Genomic DNA, 19440 nt, shown 5'->3' with positions numbered 1-19440 from the left:
AGCACATTTTCAAATTCTATTAAACATCATAATTAAGCATCACCACATTCGTTGTCGGGTGACATTGACAGGTAAGAACATAACCTCTGGCTACTTCGTCTTCGGTAAGTGCGTAGTTTTTCTCCATAAAAACTTCTCCTTCTAAAACTTCCGCTTTACACGTACAACAAACACCTCCTTTACATGCGAAAGGTACAGGAAGATTGTCTTTCAATGCTTTATCTAAGATACTCTCTTTTTTAGAATTAAGGTGGAACGAATATTCATCATCATCAATAATGACCGTTACCATACTTTCGATATTGGCAATCGCTTTGAATTCATCACTCATCTCCTTCGTATTCTCTTCGTCAGGAGCGGTGAAATATTCAAATAAAACCTGAATTGCCGGTACTTTTTTATCTTTCTTTAAATAATCTGCAATCCCTTTAATCATCTCTGAAGGACCACAAATGAAATATGTTGCTTCTTTTACATCGATCTCTGTATACCTTTCAAACAGCTGGTCTAATTTTTCTGCAGAAATTCTTCCTTCAAAAACCGGATCTTCATGCTTTTCACGACTTACCAGATAAATCACTTTAAGCCTTCCATTGAACTGCTCTACCAGCTTATCAATTTCTGATTTTCTTAAAACATGATTCATGCTTCTGTTACTGTAAAACAGATAAGCATTACTGTTAGGTTCCTGGTAAAGACTTTCTTTGATATTAGATAAAACCGGTGTAATTCCACTTCCGGCAGCCAAACCAACATATGTTTTTACGTTAGTCGGGTGATAAGAAGTGTTGAAACCACCCATTGGAGGCATTACTTCCAGCATTTCATCCATATGAAGATGCTCATTGAAATATCCTGATACCTTTCCGTTTTCCAGTAATTTTACCAAAACTTCCAGGGTATTGCTTTTTTCACTTGGAGCATTACAGATAGAGTAAGAACGTCTTTCTTCATTTCCGTTGATCATCATTCGGAAATTGAGGTACTGTCCTTGTTTGAACCTGAACTTGTCTTTCAGTTCTTCAGGAATCTCCACCGCTACATTCACAGCGTCTGAAGTATCCTTCTGAACCTTTACAGTTTTAAGTTTATAAAATGAATTCATTATTTTTTTAGTATTCTATTAATTTTTCCACCTTCGCACTTCGGCAAACTGTCCTGAGCATGAACTTTCACTTTTGTGGTGATTCCTACCCTCTTTTTTATTTCGTTTTCTATATTTTTCCCGAAGCTTCCGACAAAATTAAAATAATCATCGGTATTTGCTTCTATTTTTTGTGCATTGACCAGTTCATCGTCTATTTCAACATCAATATCTAAGGCGACACACATATGTTCTTTTTCAATTGGTGTTAAGTAATAATTAGGAACCACCCCTTTTACGTGAGAGAATGCCTCTTCAATCTGACTTGGATACACATTTACTCCTCTTACAATCAGCATATCATCAGCTCTTCCGACAATAGGTTTCATTTTCACCATTGTCTTTTTAGCATTTTCATCATAATAAAGACTGGTAATGTCATTGGTCCAGTAACGCAGAAGCGGCATTGCTTTTTTCGTTAATGTGGTAATCACCAATACGCCTTCTTCACCGAAAGGAACCGGTTGTTTGGTTATAGGATCTAAAATTTCGGGATAAAAATGATCTTCCCAGATGTAAGATCCCCCTTTCTCCTCAAAATCCTCCATCGAAACTCCGGGACCGATAATTTCACTTAATCCATAAATATTGGTGGCATGAACACCTAATCTTTCTTCAATATGACTTCTTATAATTTCCGTCCAGGGCTCTGAACCCAATACGGCATATTTAAGACTGATTTCATCGGCAGAAATTCCTCTGTTAGCGAATTCATCAGCAATAGTTAAAGCATATGATGGCGAACAGCAGATTACCTCCGGTTTAAAATCTATAATCAGATCCACCTGTCTGGCAGTCATTCCTCCTGAAATAGGAAGAACACTCATTCCAAGTTTTTCGGCTCCGTAGTGAAGCCCCAAGCCTCCTGTGAAAATCCCATATCCATAAGCATTATGCAACTGCATTCCCGGTCTTGCTCCTGCGGCATGTAAAGATCGTGCTACCACTTCACTGAAAAGATCTACATCTTCTTTGGTATATCCTACCACAGTCGGTTTACCGGTTGTACCGCTTGAACAGTGAATTCTCTGCAATTCGCTTTTCGGAACGGTAAATAATCCAAAAGGATAATTATCTCTTAAATCCTGTTTGTAAGTAATCGGAAGTTTCGTAATATCTTCAATTGACCTTATATCCTGTGGAGAGATCTGTAATTCATCAAACTTTCTTCTATAAAATTCCGAATTCTCGTTCAGATAACCCATCAGGCTTACTAACCGGTCGGATTGAAGCTGTCTCAATTGACCCAGCTCCAGATATTCAACTGAAAAATCCATAAAACTAACTAACATTTGTTAGGTGTAAATTTAAAAAGATTTTGCAAGCTGACAAAATTTTTATGATTTTCGTCATATTTTGAATGATTCTAAATAATTGAAAGAATTATAAAAGGCAATGAATTGTTTAAAATATGCAAGAATAAAGAATAAAAAAATCCATAATTCAATCTAACAAAACTTAATATAAGTCCAGAAATAAAATGTGGAATGATTATAAATAGTGATGTTAGCAAATAATTTGAACTTACTTCATAATTAGCAATATGCATAAAAGCAAAAAATAAAGAATAACTATAAACTATAATTCCTAACCTTTTATGATAAAAATCCTCAAAAAATTTACCATAATTTTTGACAATTAACCACATTAAAAATCCTAATAAATACGCTATCAAAACTCTAAAAAAAAAGTCATTCTTTAAATCATACTGATCTTCTAAATGAAAAAATCTGTTTACTATAAAGAATGATATAATTGTAGTTGATATCGATAAATTTATTTTAGAAAAATATAATGGTAATCTAAATGCTAATTCTTCTAGTAATGGCACCAATAAACATGTTAAAAAAACTTCAAATATACTTATTTCATAGCTTGTTAAATTATCTTTCATGGGTGCATCTATAAAATAAGGTCGAAGAAATGCAATTAAAAACCTTATTATTAAACCCAAAAAGAACAATAATAAAAGTTGCAACAAATTTTTGACAATTGGATTTGAACTTTTATTTATACTGGGGTGATGTACAAATTTTAAAAAGTGAGTAAAAATCGATAAACTCTTATCTGTTTTCATTTCCTAATAACCCGAAAAGAACTTTATCCCTAATTTCATCAGTAATATCGGAACCCGATTTAATATTTTTTTTGAACCAGAAATAGGAATTATTTAAAGTATGAAGAATAAATCTTGTGGTAAAAGCAGATGATCTTAATTCCCAATTTTCAGCCTGATAAATTTCAGAAATCAATGCTTCAACCTCTTGTTGATAATTTTTTCTTAATTCAACAAATTCGGGAAGTCTTTCCTCTAAATGTCGCCATTCATTAGAATAAATATGGGTAACATCTCGGTTTTTAAGAACAACCGATAAATGTTTATCAATAAAAAGATTCAGTTTTTCTTTCGGAGCCATATCTGTATTTTTTACTTCCTGAAGCTCATCGAAAAACTCCTGTGCAATGCCAAAACAAATCCATTCCAGAATTTCTTCCTTTGAACGGATGTGTGCATATAATGAAGCGGCTTTAATATTAAGTTTTGTAGCAAGGTCTCTCACAGAGCTTCCCATATAGCCTTTCTCTTTAAAAAGCTCTACTGCTACATCTAATATTTTTCTTTGTTTTTCTTTAAGTTCCATCTGTAAAAATGCAAAAATAGGTATTCTGAAAATAATACGTTGAAATTTAACAAGAGAATAGACAAAATTCTAAGTTGAAAAATTAGAATTCATCCCACTATGACTTTTTGTTCATGGATTTTAAAGAAAAATTTAAAGAATCGGAAATTTTGTCAAGTTAAATTTCCGTTAAAAATACTAAATTCGGAAATTTTGTCCATATTTTTTGTAAATTTAATAATTGAACAGTTTTTGCGGTACAGTCATCGAATAAATGATTAAATAATTGATGGCATTAAGAAACTGAGCCTGAAAATTTAGTTTCTTGATGTTTTTTAGAACTAAACGTTGAACAAATCTTGACCAAAAATATATAAAATATGAACTTAAACCAATATACTGTAAAATCACAGGAAGCCATCCAGGCCGCTCAGCAGGTAGCCATGGAATTGGGTAACCAAAGTATCGAACCGCAACATATCCTGGAAGGAATCTTTCAGGTAGATGAAAATATATCGCCTTTCTTACTAAAAAAATCTGAAGCAGATGCTAATCTTGTAAGAGAGCGAAACCGTGAAAATTTAGAAAAACTTCCCAAAGTACAGGGAGGCAATATTTACCTTTCACAATCGGCCAACAAAGTGTTACTGGACGCGCCCAATATTGCTAAAAAAATGGGCGACGAATATGTAACGATTGAGCATTTGTGGCTATCTCTTTTAGAAACAAGCTCTGAAGTTTCCAAAATGTTAAAAGACATGGGTGTTACCAAAAGCCTATTGGAAGGAGGGATTAAAGAATTAAGAAAAGGAAGTAAGGCAACCTCTGCAAGTTCAGAAGAAACCTACCAGTCTTTAAATAAATATGCTAAAAACTTTAATGAATTAGCAGCTGAGGGAAAACTGGATCCGGTAATAGGACGTGATGAAGAAATCAGGAGGGTTTTACAGATCCTTTCCAGAAGAACAAAAAACAACCCGATCCTTATCGGGGAACCGGGTGTAGGTAAAACAGCTATCGCAGAAGGAATTGCCCACAGAATTATCAGTGGTGATATTCCTGAAAACCTGATGGATAAAACCCTGTATTCATTGGATATGGGAGCATTGATCGCCGGAGCAAAATATAAAGGTGAATTTGAAGAGCGTTTGAAATCTGTAGTGAATGAAGTCATCAAATCCGACGGTCAGATTATTCTCTTCATTGATGAGATTCATACCCTTGTAGGTGCCGGTGGTGGTGAAGGCGCGATGGATGCGGCCAACATTTTGAAACCAGCCCTTGCAAGAGGTGAATTAAGAGCGATTGGAGCCACTACTTTGAATGAATATCAAAAATATTTCGAAAAAGACAAAGCATTAGAAAGACGTTTCCAGAAGGTAATGGTGGAAGAACCGGATACTGAATCTGCAATTTCCATTCTTCGTGGTATTAAAGATAAATATGAGGCACACCACAAAGTAAGAATCAAAGATGAAGCGATCATTGCTGCCGTGGAAATGTCACAACGATATATTTCAGACCGATTTTTACCGGATAAAGCGATTGACCTTATTGATGAAGCTTCTGCTAAATTAAGAATGGAAATCAATTCAAAACCGGAAGAACTTGATGTTCTGGACAGAAGATTAATGCAGCTGGAAATTGAGTTGGCTGCCATTTCAAGAGAAGGTAACCAAACCAAAATTGATCATTTGAAAGAAGATATTGCTAAAATTTCTGAGCAAAGAAATGATATCAATGCCAAATGGTTGAAAGAGAAACAAAAAAGTGAAGATTTAACTCAGATCAAAAAAGAGATTGAATCGTTGAAACATGAGGCAGAAAGAGCCTCCAGGTCCGGTGACTATGCAAAAGTAGCGGAGATCCAATATGGAAAACTCCGTGAAAAAGAAGAAGAGCTCTCTAAAGTAGAACTGGAAATGCAGAATCATCAGAATGAGCTTATCAAAGAGGAGGTTACTGCTGAAAATATTTCTGAAGTTATCGGTAAATGGACTGGAATTCCTGTAACGAAATTATTACAATCAGAAAGAGATAAATTATTAAGCCTGGAAACTGAACTTCACCACAGAGTTGTAGGACAGGATGAGGCAATAGAAGCTGTTGCAGATGCCATAAGAAGAAACAGAGCCGGTTTAAGTGATGATAAAAAACCAATCGGATCATTCTTATTCCTTGGTACAACGGGTGTTGGTAAAACGGAGCTGGCAAAGGCACTGGCAGAATTTTTATTCGATGATGAAAACAATATGACCAGAATTGATATGAGTGAATATCAGGAACGTCACAGTGTTTCCAGATTAGTTGGAGCGCCTCCGGGATACGTCGGCTATGACGAAGGTGGACAATTGACTGAAGCCGTAAGAAGAAGACCTTATTCGGTTGTGCTTTTGGATGAGATTGAAAAAGCTCACCCTGATGTTTTCAACACCTTACTTCAGGTTTTGGATGATGGGCGTCTTACTGATAACAAAGGACGTGTGGTCAACTTTAAAAACTCAATCATCATCATGACTTCGAACTTAGGCTCGCACCTTATTCAGGAGAATTTTGAAAATCTGACTGAGGAAAACCAGGATGAAATTGTGGACAAAACAAAAGAAGAGGTTTTCGATCTTTTGAAACAGACTTTACGTCCGGAGTTCCTGAACAGAATTGATGAGATTGTATTGTTCCAGCCTTTAAGAAAAAAAGAAATTGGAAAAATCGTTCAGTACCAACTGAGAGGATTCAACGATATGCTGGCTAAGAGAAATATCATCATGACATTTACTCAGGATGCGGTAGATTATCTGATGGATAAGGGATATGATCCTGCATTCGGAGCCAGACCTTTAAAAAGAGTGATCCAACAGGAGGTATTAAACAAGCTGTCAAAAGAAATCCTTGCAGGAAATGTCAATGATGGCGACAGAATTACGCTGGATTATTTTGTAGAAACAGGACTGGTATTCAGACCCACTGAAAAATAAAAGAATAAAGTAGTTTTTTTCATATACATTAATTTTTGTAGATAAGTGCTGTAGATAAAATCTGCGGCACTTATTTTTTAATATTTGTCCAAACTAAGTGAAATATTATTATCTTTATCATACCAACAAATTAATAACTAAAACAAAATCAGTATGAAAAAGTTAAAAAGAAACGATTTGAAGAAAATCGAAGGCGGAACTGCCGAACTTATGAGTTGTGATGTCAACATGATGTGTCCTCCGGGACTATGTTGTGCAGACGGTTATATCTGCAGAGACCCTAGAAGATATATCTGCATCTAAATGTAAAACGGAGAAAAGTCTCCGTTTTTTTATTGCCATTTTAATGATATTATTCATTTTTCGACCTTCCTGTTAATATATTAATAAACAATCCGTAAAATCACGGAAAATAAATAGTATAATTCCCTATCTATGAATTGATTTTCTACCATATTTTTTACGAAATTTGCAGATCACATATACTTATCGTAAACAACTAAGCTATGAAAACAGAATCTACGAATGATCCGTTACAACCTGGCAGAATGTCAACCAAACTGATCCAAAATCTAATAGACAATTACCGTCAGAATCACTTGAGTGCCATCAACGGAGCTTTAGGAATAGAAGATGCTCATTCCATCTGGTTTGATCTTCCTAAACTAAAGAAATTCATTGCGATGATAGAAAGTGAGGCAGCAAAAACAAATCCGGATATTACAGAAGAAGATTTAGGAATCAGGTTCTATTACGCTGCCTATCCCAATGGCAAAAACTGGGATATTATGGAAACACATCCGGTTCCTGAGGAATATGCGGAAAGGCATACGCTGGTTTTAATCCCTACTGTAAAAAAATCTAACGAAGCGGGTGAATCTGATCATTATGATTTCAACTTTTCAGGAGATCGTGATTCGGTAGCTTTGGCATTAAATGCGCGTGGTATAAAGATGGATGAAGATACAATTGGAGAAAATAACGGCCAGATTATTCCGCCATATAATTCCAGAGGCGAATTATTTTAATAAAACATTACTTATATTACATGAATGATTTCCAAGAATTTGTAAGCAAAAGCATGCTTTGGTTTGAAGGGCTTGCTGCAGTGGTAGCTCTTTTTCATTATAACACTGTAAAAAAGCAATATTGGAAATTTTTCGTGTTCTATCTTGTCTTCATTTTTCTTTGTGAAGCATTTGGAAGATGGGGAAATTTCATCTACTTTTCAAAAGCAAAATATTACAATTATTTTGTAATGCCTGCTCAGTTCATTTTTTTCTATTGGTTATATGCAGCAAAATCTTTAGGCAAGCCAAAACTTTTTCTGATTCTATCATTGCTATACCTTTTTTCATTCATCCCTAATGAGCTATTTTTTTCAGAAAGTAAAATTATATTCGCTTTTAACTATACATTTGGTTGCCTTATTTTAATGCTTCTGATCGTCATGGAATATTATAAACAAATTACCTCACAAAATATTCTTAATTTCGGAAGAAACAGAATGTTTTATATTAATTTGGGAGTAACCTTATCATATATTGGAACACTTCCTTTTTTTGCGTTCTACTCTCCCTTGAGAAAGTATCTCGAAATCTGGAATGTCTATTTTGATTATTTTCTTATATCAGGAGTGATTATGTATATCCTATTCTCAATTTCATTCATATGGGGAAAACAGAGCTCTTAATAGTTATTATTCTATTCAATATATTTTTTGTAATGTTTGTCGTTGCAGTAGTGATCTATATCAGAAACTACCGGCAACGAAAAAAAGAATATCTGAACGAATTGGAAATAAAAAATGAAATTCATCAAAAGGAACTTTTAGCAACTCAGTTGGAAATTCAACAGGGAACAATGCAGCAAATCGGGCGGGAACTTCATGATAATATCGGCCAGAAGTTGACTTTGGTAAGTTTGTATGTTCAGCAAATGCTTTACGAGAATAAAGTGCCTGAAGCCAGTGAACGAATTGATCAGGTTTCGCAGATTATTAATCAATCTTTACAGGACCTCAGGAGTCTTTCAAAAACATTAACAGACGACAATATTAACCAGAAGGAAATTGTAACTTTGATTCAGGAGGAAGTTCACAATACCAATTCTTTTAAAAAATGCAATGTCAGTTTTGAACATAATGTAGAACAGCTGGATTTAGGTTTTGTTCATAAAAATGTACTCCTCAGAATTACACAGGAATTTATCCAGAACAGTTTAAAACATGCTCATTGTAAAAATATTTTTATCAGTCTGAATGCTTCCGAAAATATCCTTTGGGAGCTTAAAATTCATGACGACGGAACCGGATTTGATACTTCACAAACCAAATCAAATGGAATAGGCCTCACAAATATGAAAAACAGAGCCGAAATAATCGGTGCCGATTACCAATTGCAAAGCGAAAGAAATACCGGAACCTCACTCAAAATTACCTTAAAAAAACAATCATGAAAAAATCTATTGTAATTGTTGACGATCACATACTTATTGCAAAAGCCCTTGAAGGAATTATTGGTAACTTTAATGAGTTTGAAGTCATCTACGTTTGTGAAAACGGAAAGGATCTGATCCAGAAATTGGAAGAAGGCAATACAATCCCGGACATCATCCTTCTGGACATCAGCATGCCTATTATGGATGGATTTGAAACAGCAGCCTGGCTTACAAAAAACCATCCCAATATTAAGATCATGGCTCTCAGCATGCAAGGTGATGATAACAGCGTCATTAAAATGATCAAAAGCGGAGCAAAAGGATATCTTCTAAAAAATACACATCCAAAAGATCTGGAAACTGCATTAACCCGATTAAATTCCGACGGGTTTTTCTACCCGGAATGGGCCTCAAAAATCATCTTCTCCAATCTCAATAAAGACATGGAAACCGAAATTACGGTGAAAATTTCCGAGCGGGAAAAAGAATTCCTGAAATACACCGTAACTGAGCTCAGCTATAAAGAAATTGCAGACAGAATGTGTTGCAGCCCAAGAACCGTAGAAAGCTACCGTGATCAGCTTTGCGAAAAACTAGATTTAAAAACCCGTGTAGGACTTGCCGTTTTTGCCATTAAAAATGGGTTTGGCGGCTAAAATAATTGTTGAAATATTTCATTAAAGCTAAATGAATGTTGATAATTTTTAAATTAAAACACACGCTAAAGTGAAATAAAATATAAATAATTATAAATTTGATTAAAATACAATACATTCACGTTTTACTTAAAACAAAATCAATAAAAACTAAAATTCGTTAAATAATTTTTAATTAATTGATAAAATTATTTGCATATTAATTTCAAATAATATAATTTCACATCCTTAATAAAAAATTACGATATGAAAAAACTATTATTTGGAGCTCTTGCTCTTGGCTTAATGTCATGTAACAATGATAATATGCCTAATCAAAACGAATCACCGGCAGATGCTGCTTCTGTCACTACAACTGCTTTAAAAAGATCTTGCCCATCAGACGAAATAAGACAGGAAATTCTTAAAAGTAATCCAGAATTAAAAAGTAAATTTAATGAGAATGAATTACAAATTGAAAATTTTTCAAGAAACATTGCAATGGGCAAAGTACTCGCGGATGGAACAGTTGAAATACCAGTTGTTTTTAATGTAATTTATAACAAAACTACTGAAAACATTTCCGACTCAAGAATTGCAGAACAAATCGAGGTACTGAATGCAGATTTTGGTGCTACTAATTCGGATGTTTCTCAAATTCCAGCAGCATTCAAACCTTCAGCGTCCGGCGATATAAAAGTTCGTTTTAAACTGGTTGCAACAAACCGCAAAAAAAGTACAAAAACAAACTGGCGTTCTGATCTAAATGAAATGAAAAAAGCCAGCACAGGAGGAATTGATCCGACAGATGCTAACAAAAATATGAATATCTGGGTTGTCAATTCGATCCTTGATCAATATGGGAGATCAGGAGTATTAGGCTACGCATACTATCCTGAAAATGCTGGGCTATGGTATGACGGTATTGTAATAGCTAACCAATACATTGGAAAAACAGGTACTCCATCTCCATTTAATTTGGGAAGAACAACTACACATGAAGTGGGACATTATTTAAATTTACCTCACCTTTGGGGATCAAGCGATGCAGGCTGTTTAACAGACTATTCTGATGACACTCCTGTTTCTCCTGGACCGAATTACGGTGCTCCAAGCTACCCACTTAGCAGAGCTTGTGGAGGAGTAAGTAGCTCTCAAATGTTTATGAACTACATGGACTATGTAGATGACAGGGCTATGTTTATGTTCTCTTTGAATCAAAAAACAAGAATGCAGGCTGTAGTTTCAGCATCCGGTCCAAGAGCAGGATTAAGATAGTAAAGAAGACAACTAATCTAATACTAAAAATCATTAAGTCCCTTCCAATTTAGGAAGGGATTTTTTTATCTATGCTCTAAAACAATATTATAAGCCGATAGAATTATAATTGCAAAAATGAACAAAGTAAATGAATAGAAATATTTTATTTAAAACTTAATCTGGAAAATTTATATAAAGAATAAATACAAAATAAATTAATAAGATAAATCTTAAGACAAAGGCACTTAACTTAACATAATCACAACAATTAAATAAAAATAATAACATAAAACCAACAAAAACATAAAATATTTGCACATCACAATTATTTGAATTAATTTCACACTCCCAACCAAAAAAAATTTGATATGAAAAAATTCCTATTAGGAGCTGGAATTATTTTTCTGGCATCATGTAACAACGACATGAATTCTGTTAATGAACAAGCAGCACCGGAATCAGAATCATCACAATTAGCAGGTAAAAGAGTTTGTCCTTCAGATATGATGAGGGAGGAAATTTTACAAAAAGATCCTGCTGCCAGAGCGAGAGTCCAAGCTATTGAAGAATTCACCTCAAAACGCCTTAATGATATCAAGGTAGGTAAAGTCCTGGCAGATGGTACTGTAGAAATTCCTGTCGTATTCAATGTGGTATACAATACAAGCAGTGAAAATGTGTCTGATGCCCGTTTACAATCCCAGATTGATGTATTAAACAAAGATTTCGGAGCTACCAATTCCGATATCAACAATACACCTGCTGAATTTGTACCTGTGAAAGCAGGAGATACAAAAATCAGATTCAAATTAGCAAAAACCGTTAGAAAACAAAGTAGCACAACAACCTGGAATCCGGATGATAACAAAATGAAATCTTCGAGCACAGGTATCGCTGCCACTTCTCCTGATAACTACTTAAACATCTGGATTGTTAATAAAATGAGCGGTGGCACCCTTGGATATGCATATTATCCGGGAACGATTACCGCATCTCTTGATGGTGTAGTAATAGCAGCACCCTATATCGGAACCGGTTCTGGAACGGCAGCACCCTATAATTTAGGAAGAACAACTACCCACGAAGTTGGACATTACTTAAATCTTCCACATCTTTGGGGATCTAGTGATGCAGGTTGTCAAACTGATTATTCTAATGACACTCCTGTTTCTCCGGGACCAAATTTCGGTGTTCCAAGCTACCCACTTAACAGAGTTTGTGGTGGTGTTAGCCGTTCACAGATCTTCATGAATTATATGGATTATGTGGATGACAAGGTAATGCATATGTTTACAGCCAACCAAAAACAAAGAATGCAGGCTGTAGTGGCATCATCAGGTCCAAGATCTGGTCTGAGACTATACTAAAGGTGTATTTCAAAATACCCATTTATTAATATTTTTCTCAAAAAATCACTTATTTCATTAAAAAGAATCTATCTCAACCTGTGAGATAGATTTTTTTTATATTTTTACGCCGTTTAAAATTAGGGAACCATAACGATGAAAAAAATAGTAATAGCAACCGGTATATTATTAAACTTATGTTGCTATCATGCGCAAGACACCATACAATCTCGAAACCTTCAAAAAGATCTGGCTTTAATAAGCTCCGACAGCATTACCCAAGTTAAAACACCTTTTTTTAAAAAGGAATGGGTAAAAAAATCTGTAGCTCCGGCTATCCTTTTTACTGCTGCGGCGGCTACATGGGGAGAAAAGGAGAATCTTCGTGAAGTTCGTAACCGCTACTTACCTACTTTTAAAGCAAAATATGATGATTATCTTCAGTATGCTCCCGCAGCGGCCGTTTATGGTCTCAAACTGGCAGGGGTAAAAGGAAGGAATAACCTGGGAAGAGCAACATTATCTTATGTAACCAGTTTAGCCATCATGGGAATTTTAGTTAACTCTATCAAATATACGGCTAAAGTTGAGCGTCCTGACGGTTCCAAAAATAATTCTTTTCCATCAGGCCATGCGGCAATGGCTTTCACCAATGCCAGCTTTCTGCATAAAGAATACGGAATGGTAAACCCCGCCTACAGTATTGCAGGCTATGGTTCAGCAGCCCTTACCGGACTGGGAAGGAATTTAAATAACAGACACTGGATTCCCGATGTTCTGGCTGGTGCAGGTATTGGGATTATATCAACAGAATTGGGTTACTTTTTTATTGATAAAATTTATAAGAACAAAGGTGATAATTTAAGTATGCTGTCAAGAATTCAAGGGAATGATTATCCTTCTTTCCTTGCTATAAAACTGGGCTCTGCCTTTGGAACAACCAATTTCCTGAAAGAATCTGATCTTGATAATAACAAACAGATAGGTTTTGAAGGAGGATTGGAAGGAGCCTATTTCTTTTCAAAAAAATGGGGTATCGGAGGAGATATTAGCTTCAGTAGTTTCCCTATTAAACCATTGAGAGAAACATTAGATGATGGTAAAGATTTTGGGGACTACAGTATCATCACGCAGTCTTTAGGATTTCTTGGTGCAGGAATTGGCCCTTATTATTCTCATGAATTTTCAGATAAATGGCAGCTTACGCTAAAAGCGACCGGAGGCTACTCTGCGACATCAAGTGGAAAAGTATTTATAAAAAGTAATGACATCGACACTCCTACTCATGAACTTCAAATTGCGAGATATAAACCAAAACCAGCCTTCCGTTGGAGTACCGGAGCATCTTTAACCTATAAATTCAACCCTGGATTAGGGATTACTTTATATTCGGATTATAATCAGATTAAATCTACCATCCGTTACTATTTCAGTGATACGTTGGAAGACAGTGAGCAGCTTAATCAAGAACTCAACAACTTACTGACAAAAGAAAGAATCAATTATTTTACTCTTGGACTAAGACTTACCGCTTACTTTTAAATAAAAAAGCCTTCATCATCTGAAGGCTTTTACTTTTATAGAGTTTTGCTGTTATCTCCCGGTGTATAATCCATGAAAATATCTCCGTCTACTTGTACTGATTTTACTTTTTTCTTGATAGGAATCACAAGATCCGTCATTTTCTGATCTTTTTCCCAGACAGAAGGAGAGAAATGAAGTTTCTCCGTAGTTCCATCCTCATAAGATAATATGGTATCAAACGGAATCGCGAATCCTCCAACATTGGTAACATTAACGGTCAACAGATCGTTCATCTGGGAAGCTCCTGCTACTTTTAAATCAATATAGTTGTTGGTATAAAACCAATTCTGGAAAAACCAGTTCAGATTTTTTCCTGAACCAGCATTCATAGAATTAAAATAATCCCACGGAACCGGATGCTTTCCGTTCCAGTTATCCATGTAATGATGCAAAGCTTTTTTAAATAACTCGTCACCCAAATAGTCCTTCAAGGCCAGGTAAGATAAGGAAGCTTTCACATAAGAATTATTTCCGTAGCCGGAACCGCTTACCTGTGTACTCATGGTAATTACCGGCTGATCTTGTTCTGTGGATGGATCATTAATCCATCTTTTAACACGGAAATTTTTATAAAAATCTTTGGCTGCTACTTCGCCGTTTTCATCAATTCCGATCAGGTATTCAAGTGTTGTTGCCCATCCTTCATCCATGAAGGCATATCTTGTTTCGTTGATGCCCATGTAGAAAGGGAAATAGGTGTGGGCAATTTCATGGTCTGCAGTAAGCCTGGCATCTTTAAGATCATCCGGAATACTACTATCATTGATCATCATTGGATATTCCATATCTGCATATCCCTGGATCGCTGTCATTACGTTATAAGGATATTCTACTCCCGGCCAGTTTTTGGAAAACCAATCAAGATTGTAGCGCATCCAGCCTACATATTGTTCAAAATCTTTTGCCCCTGCTTTATATCCGGACTGAACGCTGGCTCTTTTTGTTTTCAATTGAACGCTTGCTGCATCCCAGACATAATGATCACTCATTGCAAAGCAAAAATCTGTAATATGACTGGCTTTAAACTTCCATACATTCCATTTGTTTTGTTTTGTTACTTTCCCGGACTTCATTTCCTGTTCTGTGGCAATGTGCATTACCTGATCGCTTTTTAATGAAGCTTTATATCTTTTCAGATATTCCGGCTGAAGTACTGCTTCAGGGTTAAGAAAATCTCCGGTTGCCCAAACTACATAGTTTTTTGGGGCCGAGATTTCAAAACTATAGTCATTAAAATCATTATAAAATTCCTGTCTGTCTGAATGTGGGAGCATATCCCATCCATTATAGTCATCATAGACAGAAATTCTTGGGAATGAGTAGGCTACATAAAACGTTTCAGGATCTATCTGCCCTTCTCTTCCACTCTGTACGGAAAGCGGATACTCCCACTCTATTTTAACCTCAGCTTTTGATTTGGATTGTAAAGCTGATTTTAATTTTACTTTTTCTACCGTTCCCCAGTCATCACTGTTGATGTCATATTTTTCATTGTTTACGGTAAATGATTTAATTTTAAGTCCGGAGGATAAAAAGTCATTGGAGACAAATCCGGATCTTGGAGACTGTGGTTTATGAAGATTATTCACAAATCGTATAGCCAGTTCATTGAGATTATCCGGACTGTTATTGGTATAAACAATTGTTTCTTTTCCTGAAACAATCTTAGTTGCGGCATCTACTTTTACTTCTACATTATACACTCCTTTATTCTGCCAGTAATTCTTACCTGGTGCTCCTGTCATATCACGGGTTCCTTTTTCATAGGCTTTTTTGATATTTCTGGGCATATACAGTTCCTGAGCAGACAACTGCAGTAATGAAACCGCCACCAACATTCCGGAAAAAATTCTCTTCATAACGCTCTTTTTTAGAGATAAGTATCAAAAATAGCGAAAATGTAACACGGAGCGGGCATTTCTTTTACAATAACATTTTACGATAATCATTTTTTCATTAAAATTATTCTACAATCGATCCTGCTCTGTTGTCTTTTTTATGGTTTTGGCATTTTTTACGGACTGATTTCCAAAGTTAAATTTTAAAGAAAAAGTAAACCCTTGTGCATCACCATAATCCAGGAAATAATTATCCTGATTGGCATATTTGGTACTCACTTTCTGTCCTGTCGTTCTGAATATGTCATTCACAACCAAACTGGCTTCCAGCTTTTTATTAAAAAACTTTCTGTTCATGACGAAATAGGCAGACCAGTTACTGGAAATCCTGAAGGTGCCCTGTATTCCCGGAGAGTAATAACGATGTCCTATTTCCATTTTCCAATCATTGCTTTTATCGAGAGTAAAGCTTGTTGAGATATTAGAAACCCAGTTCCATACTTTATTTTTGTAGAGCATTCCATCAATTCCTTTGAAGTAATTTTCATTGTGTTCAAGGTTTTCAGAGAGAATTAAATTCCACCACGGCTTTATCTGGAAGCTTTTATATAAACTCAATCCGAAAGCTTCACCCTTTTCAATATTGGTAAAATAGTAGATAAGGCTATTGGTGCTGGGCTCCTGATATGAAATTTCCATCGATGGATAAATTTCTTTGCGATAATAAAGATCCAGGTTCCATTCTTTCCATGAGTAGGTAAGATTAAGATTATGAGTAATGGTAGCCTTCAGCTTTGGATCTCCCTGGTAATATGAAAAGAGATTGTAGTAAGATTTTGCCGGATTCAGCCACGAATAGGAAGGTCTGCTGATTCTTTTTCCATAAGAAAAACCGAATTCATGTTTACTTTCCGTGGTATACTGTGCATAGAAAGTGGGGAAAAACTTCCAGTAATTATTCTTATTAAGTTCATAAGGTTCAGAAACAATTCCTTCAAGATCGGTCATTTCTGCACGAAGCCCTCCTTTAAAATTCCATTTTCCAAGAGTATATGAAAGGGACGAATACAAAGCAAAATTATGCTCTTTATAATCAAAAATGCTGCTTTTATCGGGTCTGTATTGCAGCACTCCATTTTCATTGTCAGAGAAATCCAGTGTACTGTTTGTTTTCGCTAAACTATACTTCACTCCGGATTCCAGTTCCAGCTTATCATTCTTCCATTGATAGTCGAGCTGGGTAGAATACAGTTGAACATCCGCTTTATTATTGGTAAGGAAATTATCTTCTCTTGGAGACTCACCGGCAAAATTAAGGTAGGTTATCACATTCTGATATTTCTTAGCATTATTTCCTGTAAAATAATTAACCCATGACAAACTGCTTCTTTTATTCAGTTTCCTGTCTATCTGAAAGCTAACAGAATTATTAATGCTACGGCTCCGGTGATCATTAATCGTGGTATAATCAGACACGGCAACATCCTGGCTATTATAAATTATTGTAGGCACATTATATGTTCCGAACGATTTTGGAGCAAAAAATCCTGAATAATTGAGACTGAGGTTCGTGAGACTGTCCAGCTCATATTCCACATTAAAATTCAAGGTATTCTGGCTCATATTCTTATCTTTCCTGTTCATTGTGCTGATCCATTTTGTCCGGCTTTCCTCATAATTTACGTAATCTGTTCCTTCACGATAATAGGTTCCTAATCCTTTGTAATAGCTTGCCATTATAGAAAGCTTATCTTTTTTATAATATTGGGAAAGTCCGAAAACACCCTTTGCATATTGAGTCTGTATGTATTTGGATGAAAGAATACCTCTGTAGCCTTCAATTTTATTTTTTTTCATCACAATATTCAGCACGGCACTTCCTGATGCTTCATATTTCGCAGGCGGATTGGTGATAACTTCTACAGATTTCACCTCGTCTCCCTGAGTATTTTCCAGAAGATTTTTGAGCTCGTCACCCGTCAGCATCACTTTTTTATCGTTGATGGTCACCAGAATACCAGTACTTCCTTTCACACTCAAAATATTATTATTCACCGTCACATTAGGCGTGTTTTTCAGAATCTCCCAGGCATTGAGTGATGAAATATTACTGTTTTCCACATTGAATTCCAGTCGGTCTATTTTTCTTTTTACAAGCGGCTTACGCTTGGTCATCACGACACCTTCTATTTCCTGAGATTCTTTTTTAAGAATAATGTGTAGAGGTGCAGATTTTTCAAGATCCACGTTTTTTTCAAACAAAGAATAGCCTTCATTCTTTACCACCAGTTTTATATTTTGTTCAGTGATTCCTTCCAGAATAAAATTTCCATCATTATCAGTTTTTAATTCTTTAATCAACAGGTTTGAGGAATTATATACTGATATACTGACAAGTGGCAGATGTTCATTTTCAGAGTTCACAATCGTTCCCTCCAGTTTTTGCTTTTGGGCTAGCATAAATATCGGAAAGAAAAGAAAAAGAAGAATTTTATACATGTTTACATTTTTTAATAAAAACAGAACATTTTATGTCTTGTTCTGCGGTACAAAATTCAAGATTGAAAAGGAGAATTTCGGTTAACAGTTGGTTAATGATGGGTTAATGCTTTTATCCTTTAAAATCAAAAAAAACCTGAATCAGGAAATTCAGGTTTTAAGTAATATATGATATTTTACGGGTAAGGAATAGCCCGATCCAGTTCTATAGGATTGTAGTACTTTTTTATACTTCTCTGGGTCTGCTTCGTTAATCCGGCAAAATCTTCTTTATTGCGGATCTGCTTTCCTTCAATTCTCACATTCCAATCCGGTTGAAATTCTGTTCTCATTCTTGCATAAGGATCATTATAAAATTCGAGATTCAGCTTTACCCATTTTTTAAAATCAATAGTAATAGGATCCAATGAGTAATGTTTTTCAAGAAAACCCTTTGTGTCATAGGTTGTAGGAAGGTTAATATTTCTGGAAAAAGAATAGATGAAATCTTTCTTATCATCTTCTATATAAAGGATCAATCCGGGCAATCCTCTGAATTTATACGGTCCTTCCTGAATACTAATATCCGGTGTAAACCATGCTGTCCAGTTTCTTCCACCAAATGTTGTGGTTGCTTTTTGTAAATTATAATTGTTCAGTTTTTTAGTATCGGGCTCTATTTTCCATTGAATAGCATCCTGGGTTTCAAAAACATAATAATAAGGCATCATTCTGATCTGAAAATAGTTTTTATTTTTATTGGAATTTCTTTTACGAATGATGGTTTGTTCGCACAAGCTCGTGTACTGGGATGAAATATCTCCATGAACAAGATTAAGAGAATCATTCACTAAAAACTCAATTTCGTAGAACTTTACTTCTTCGGGATTAATATCCAATACCAGCTCTCCTTTATCATAACCGGTATCATTTGGATCCGGCCTGTATTGAAGTTCATAGATGAAACGATGGGTCTGGGCATTCATTATAGCTCCTATCATCAGGATAAAAAAAACAATCTGCTTTTTCATGGTAAGTCGCTTTTTTAGTATTTAAAATTAATAAAAATGTATATTTCACGAGGTTAATGAAAAGTTAACATCAAAATAATCACTTTCTG

Annotated in this window: 16 protein-coding genes; 9 read left to right on the top strand and 7 right to left on the bottom strand. The window is 35.3% G+C overall.

Annotation, left to right across the window (positions count from 1 at the left end; all coding sequences use genetic code 11):
- Positions 1-19: 19 nt before the first annotated feature.
- From EG342_RS08670 to EG342_RS08655, 4 genes are all read right to left on the bottom strand, one after another.
- Positions 20-1105: a 2Fe-2S iron-sulfur cluster-binding protein gene (locus EG342_RS08670; protein ID WP_103294284.1), complete on the bottom strand. Its 1086-nt coding sequence runs from the start codon at positions 1103-1105 to the stop codon at positions 20-22.
- A complete protein-coding gene (locus tag EG342_RS08665; RefSeq protein ID WP_103294285.1) occupies positions 1105-2421 on the bottom strand; it encodes a phenylacetate--CoA ligase family protein in 1317 nt (438 codons plus the stop codon). Before EG342_RS08665 ends, EG342_RS08670 begins: the two co-directional genes overlap by 1 nt.
- 89 nt (positions 2422-2510) lie before the next feature.
- Positions 2511-3221: a CPBP family glutamic-type intramembrane protease gene (locus tag EG342_RS08660; protein WP_103294286.1), complete on the bottom strand. Its 711-nt coding sequence runs from the start codon at positions 3219-3221 to the stop codon at positions 2511-2513.
- The gene (locus tag EG342_RS08655; protein ID WP_103294287.1) at positions 3208-3786 is read right to left on the bottom strand and encodes a TetR/AcrR family transcriptional regulator; all 579 of its coding nucleotides are present in this window, start codon (positions 3784-3786) and stop codon (positions 3208-3210) included. The genes EG342_RS08660 and EG342_RS08655 overlap by 14 nt, the downstream gene beginning before the upstream one ends.
- A gap of 359 nt (positions 3787-4145) precedes the next feature.
- On the opposite strand from EG342_RS08655, the gene clpB reads away from it, so the two are divergent.
- From clpB to EG342_RS08615, 9 genes are all read left to right on the top strand, one after another.
- Positions 4146-6740, top strand: coding sequence for an ATP-dependent chaperone ClpB (clpB, locus tag EG342_RS08650; RefSeq protein WP_103294288.1), 2595 nt, complete (start codon positions 4146-4148; stop codon positions 6738-6740).
- A gap of 177 nt (positions 6741-6917) precedes the next feature.
- Entirely contained in the window at positions 6918-7043 is a 126-nt protein-coding gene (locus tag EG342_RS25620) for a hypothetical protein (RefSeq protein WP_260232384.1), read from the top strand.
- Between the two features lie 203 nt (positions 7044-7246).
- Complete coding sequence (locus EG342_RS08645) at positions 7247-7768, top strand: hypothetical protein (protein ID WP_103294289.1); 522 nt, start codon at positions 7247-7249, stop codon at positions 7766-7768.
- A 20-nt stretch (positions 7769-7788) separates the two neighbouring features.
- Positions 7789-8433: a hypothetical protein gene (locus EG342_RS08640; protein ID WP_103294290.1), complete on the top strand. Its 645-nt coding sequence runs from the start codon at positions 7789-7791 to the stop codon at positions 8431-8433.
- Entirely contained in the window at positions 8412-9197 is a 786-nt protein-coding gene (locus EG342_RS08635) for a sensor histidine kinase (RefSeq protein WP_103294291.1), read from the top strand. Before EG342_RS08640 ends, EG342_RS08635 begins: the two co-directional genes overlap by 22 nt.
- Complete coding sequence (locus EG342_RS08630) at positions 9194-9835, top strand: response regulator transcription factor (protein ID WP_103294292.1); 642 nt, start codon at positions 9194-9196, stop codon at positions 9833-9835. The genes EG342_RS08635 and EG342_RS08630 overlap by 4 nt, the downstream gene beginning before the upstream one ends.
- A gap of 246 nt (positions 9836-10081) precedes the next feature.
- Positions 10082-11092, top strand: coding sequence for a zinc metalloprotease (locus tag EG342_RS08625; protein WP_103294293.1), 1011 nt, complete (start codon positions 10082-10084; stop codon positions 11090-11092).
- Positions 11093-11442: 350 nt separating this feature from the next.
- Positions 11443-12441: a zinc metalloprotease gene (locus EG342_RS08620; RefSeq protein WP_103294294.1), complete on the top strand. Its 999-nt coding sequence runs from the start codon at positions 11443-11445 to the stop codon at positions 12439-12441.
- A gap of 135 nt (positions 12442-12576) precedes the next feature.
- Positions 12577-13962 carry a phosphatase PAP2 family protein gene (locus EG342_RS08615; RefSeq protein WP_103294295.1) on the top strand — a complete coding sequence of 462 codons (1386 nt, stop codon included), beginning with the start codon at positions 12577-12579 and terminating at the stop codon, positions 13960-13962.
- Positions 13963-13997: 35 nt separating this feature from the next.
- Here the strand turns inward: EG342_RS08615 and EG342_RS08610 are convergent, their stop codons facing one another.
- The 3 genes from EG342_RS08610 to EG342_RS08600 form a co-directional block, all read right to left on the bottom strand.
- Complete coding sequence (locus EG342_RS08610) at positions 13998-15863, bottom strand: M1 family metallopeptidase (RefSeq protein ID WP_103294296.1); 1866 nt, start codon at positions 15861-15863, stop codon at positions 13998-14000.
- A 108-nt stretch (positions 15864-15971) separates the two neighbouring features.
- A complete protein-coding gene (locus EG342_RS08605) occupies positions 15972-18341 on the bottom strand; it encodes an outer membrane beta-barrel family protein (protein WP_103294297.1) in 2370 nt (789 codons plus the stop codon).
- Positions 18342-18517: 176 nt separating this feature from the next.
- Positions 18518-19351, bottom strand: a complete 834-nt coding sequence (locus EG342_RS08600; RefSeq protein WP_103294298.1) for a GLPGLI family protein — start codon at positions 19349-19351, stop codon at positions 18518-18520.
- Between the last annotated feature and the right edge of the window lie 89 nt (positions 19352-19440).

Source organism: Chryseobacterium lactis (genome assembly GCF_003815875.1).
Lineage (GTDB): Bacteria > Bacteroidota > Bacteroidia > Flavobacteriales > Weeksellaceae > Chryseobacterium > Chryseobacterium lactis.
Note: the sequence above shows the minus strand (reverse complement) of the source record. Positions and strands in the feature narration are given on the sequence as shown.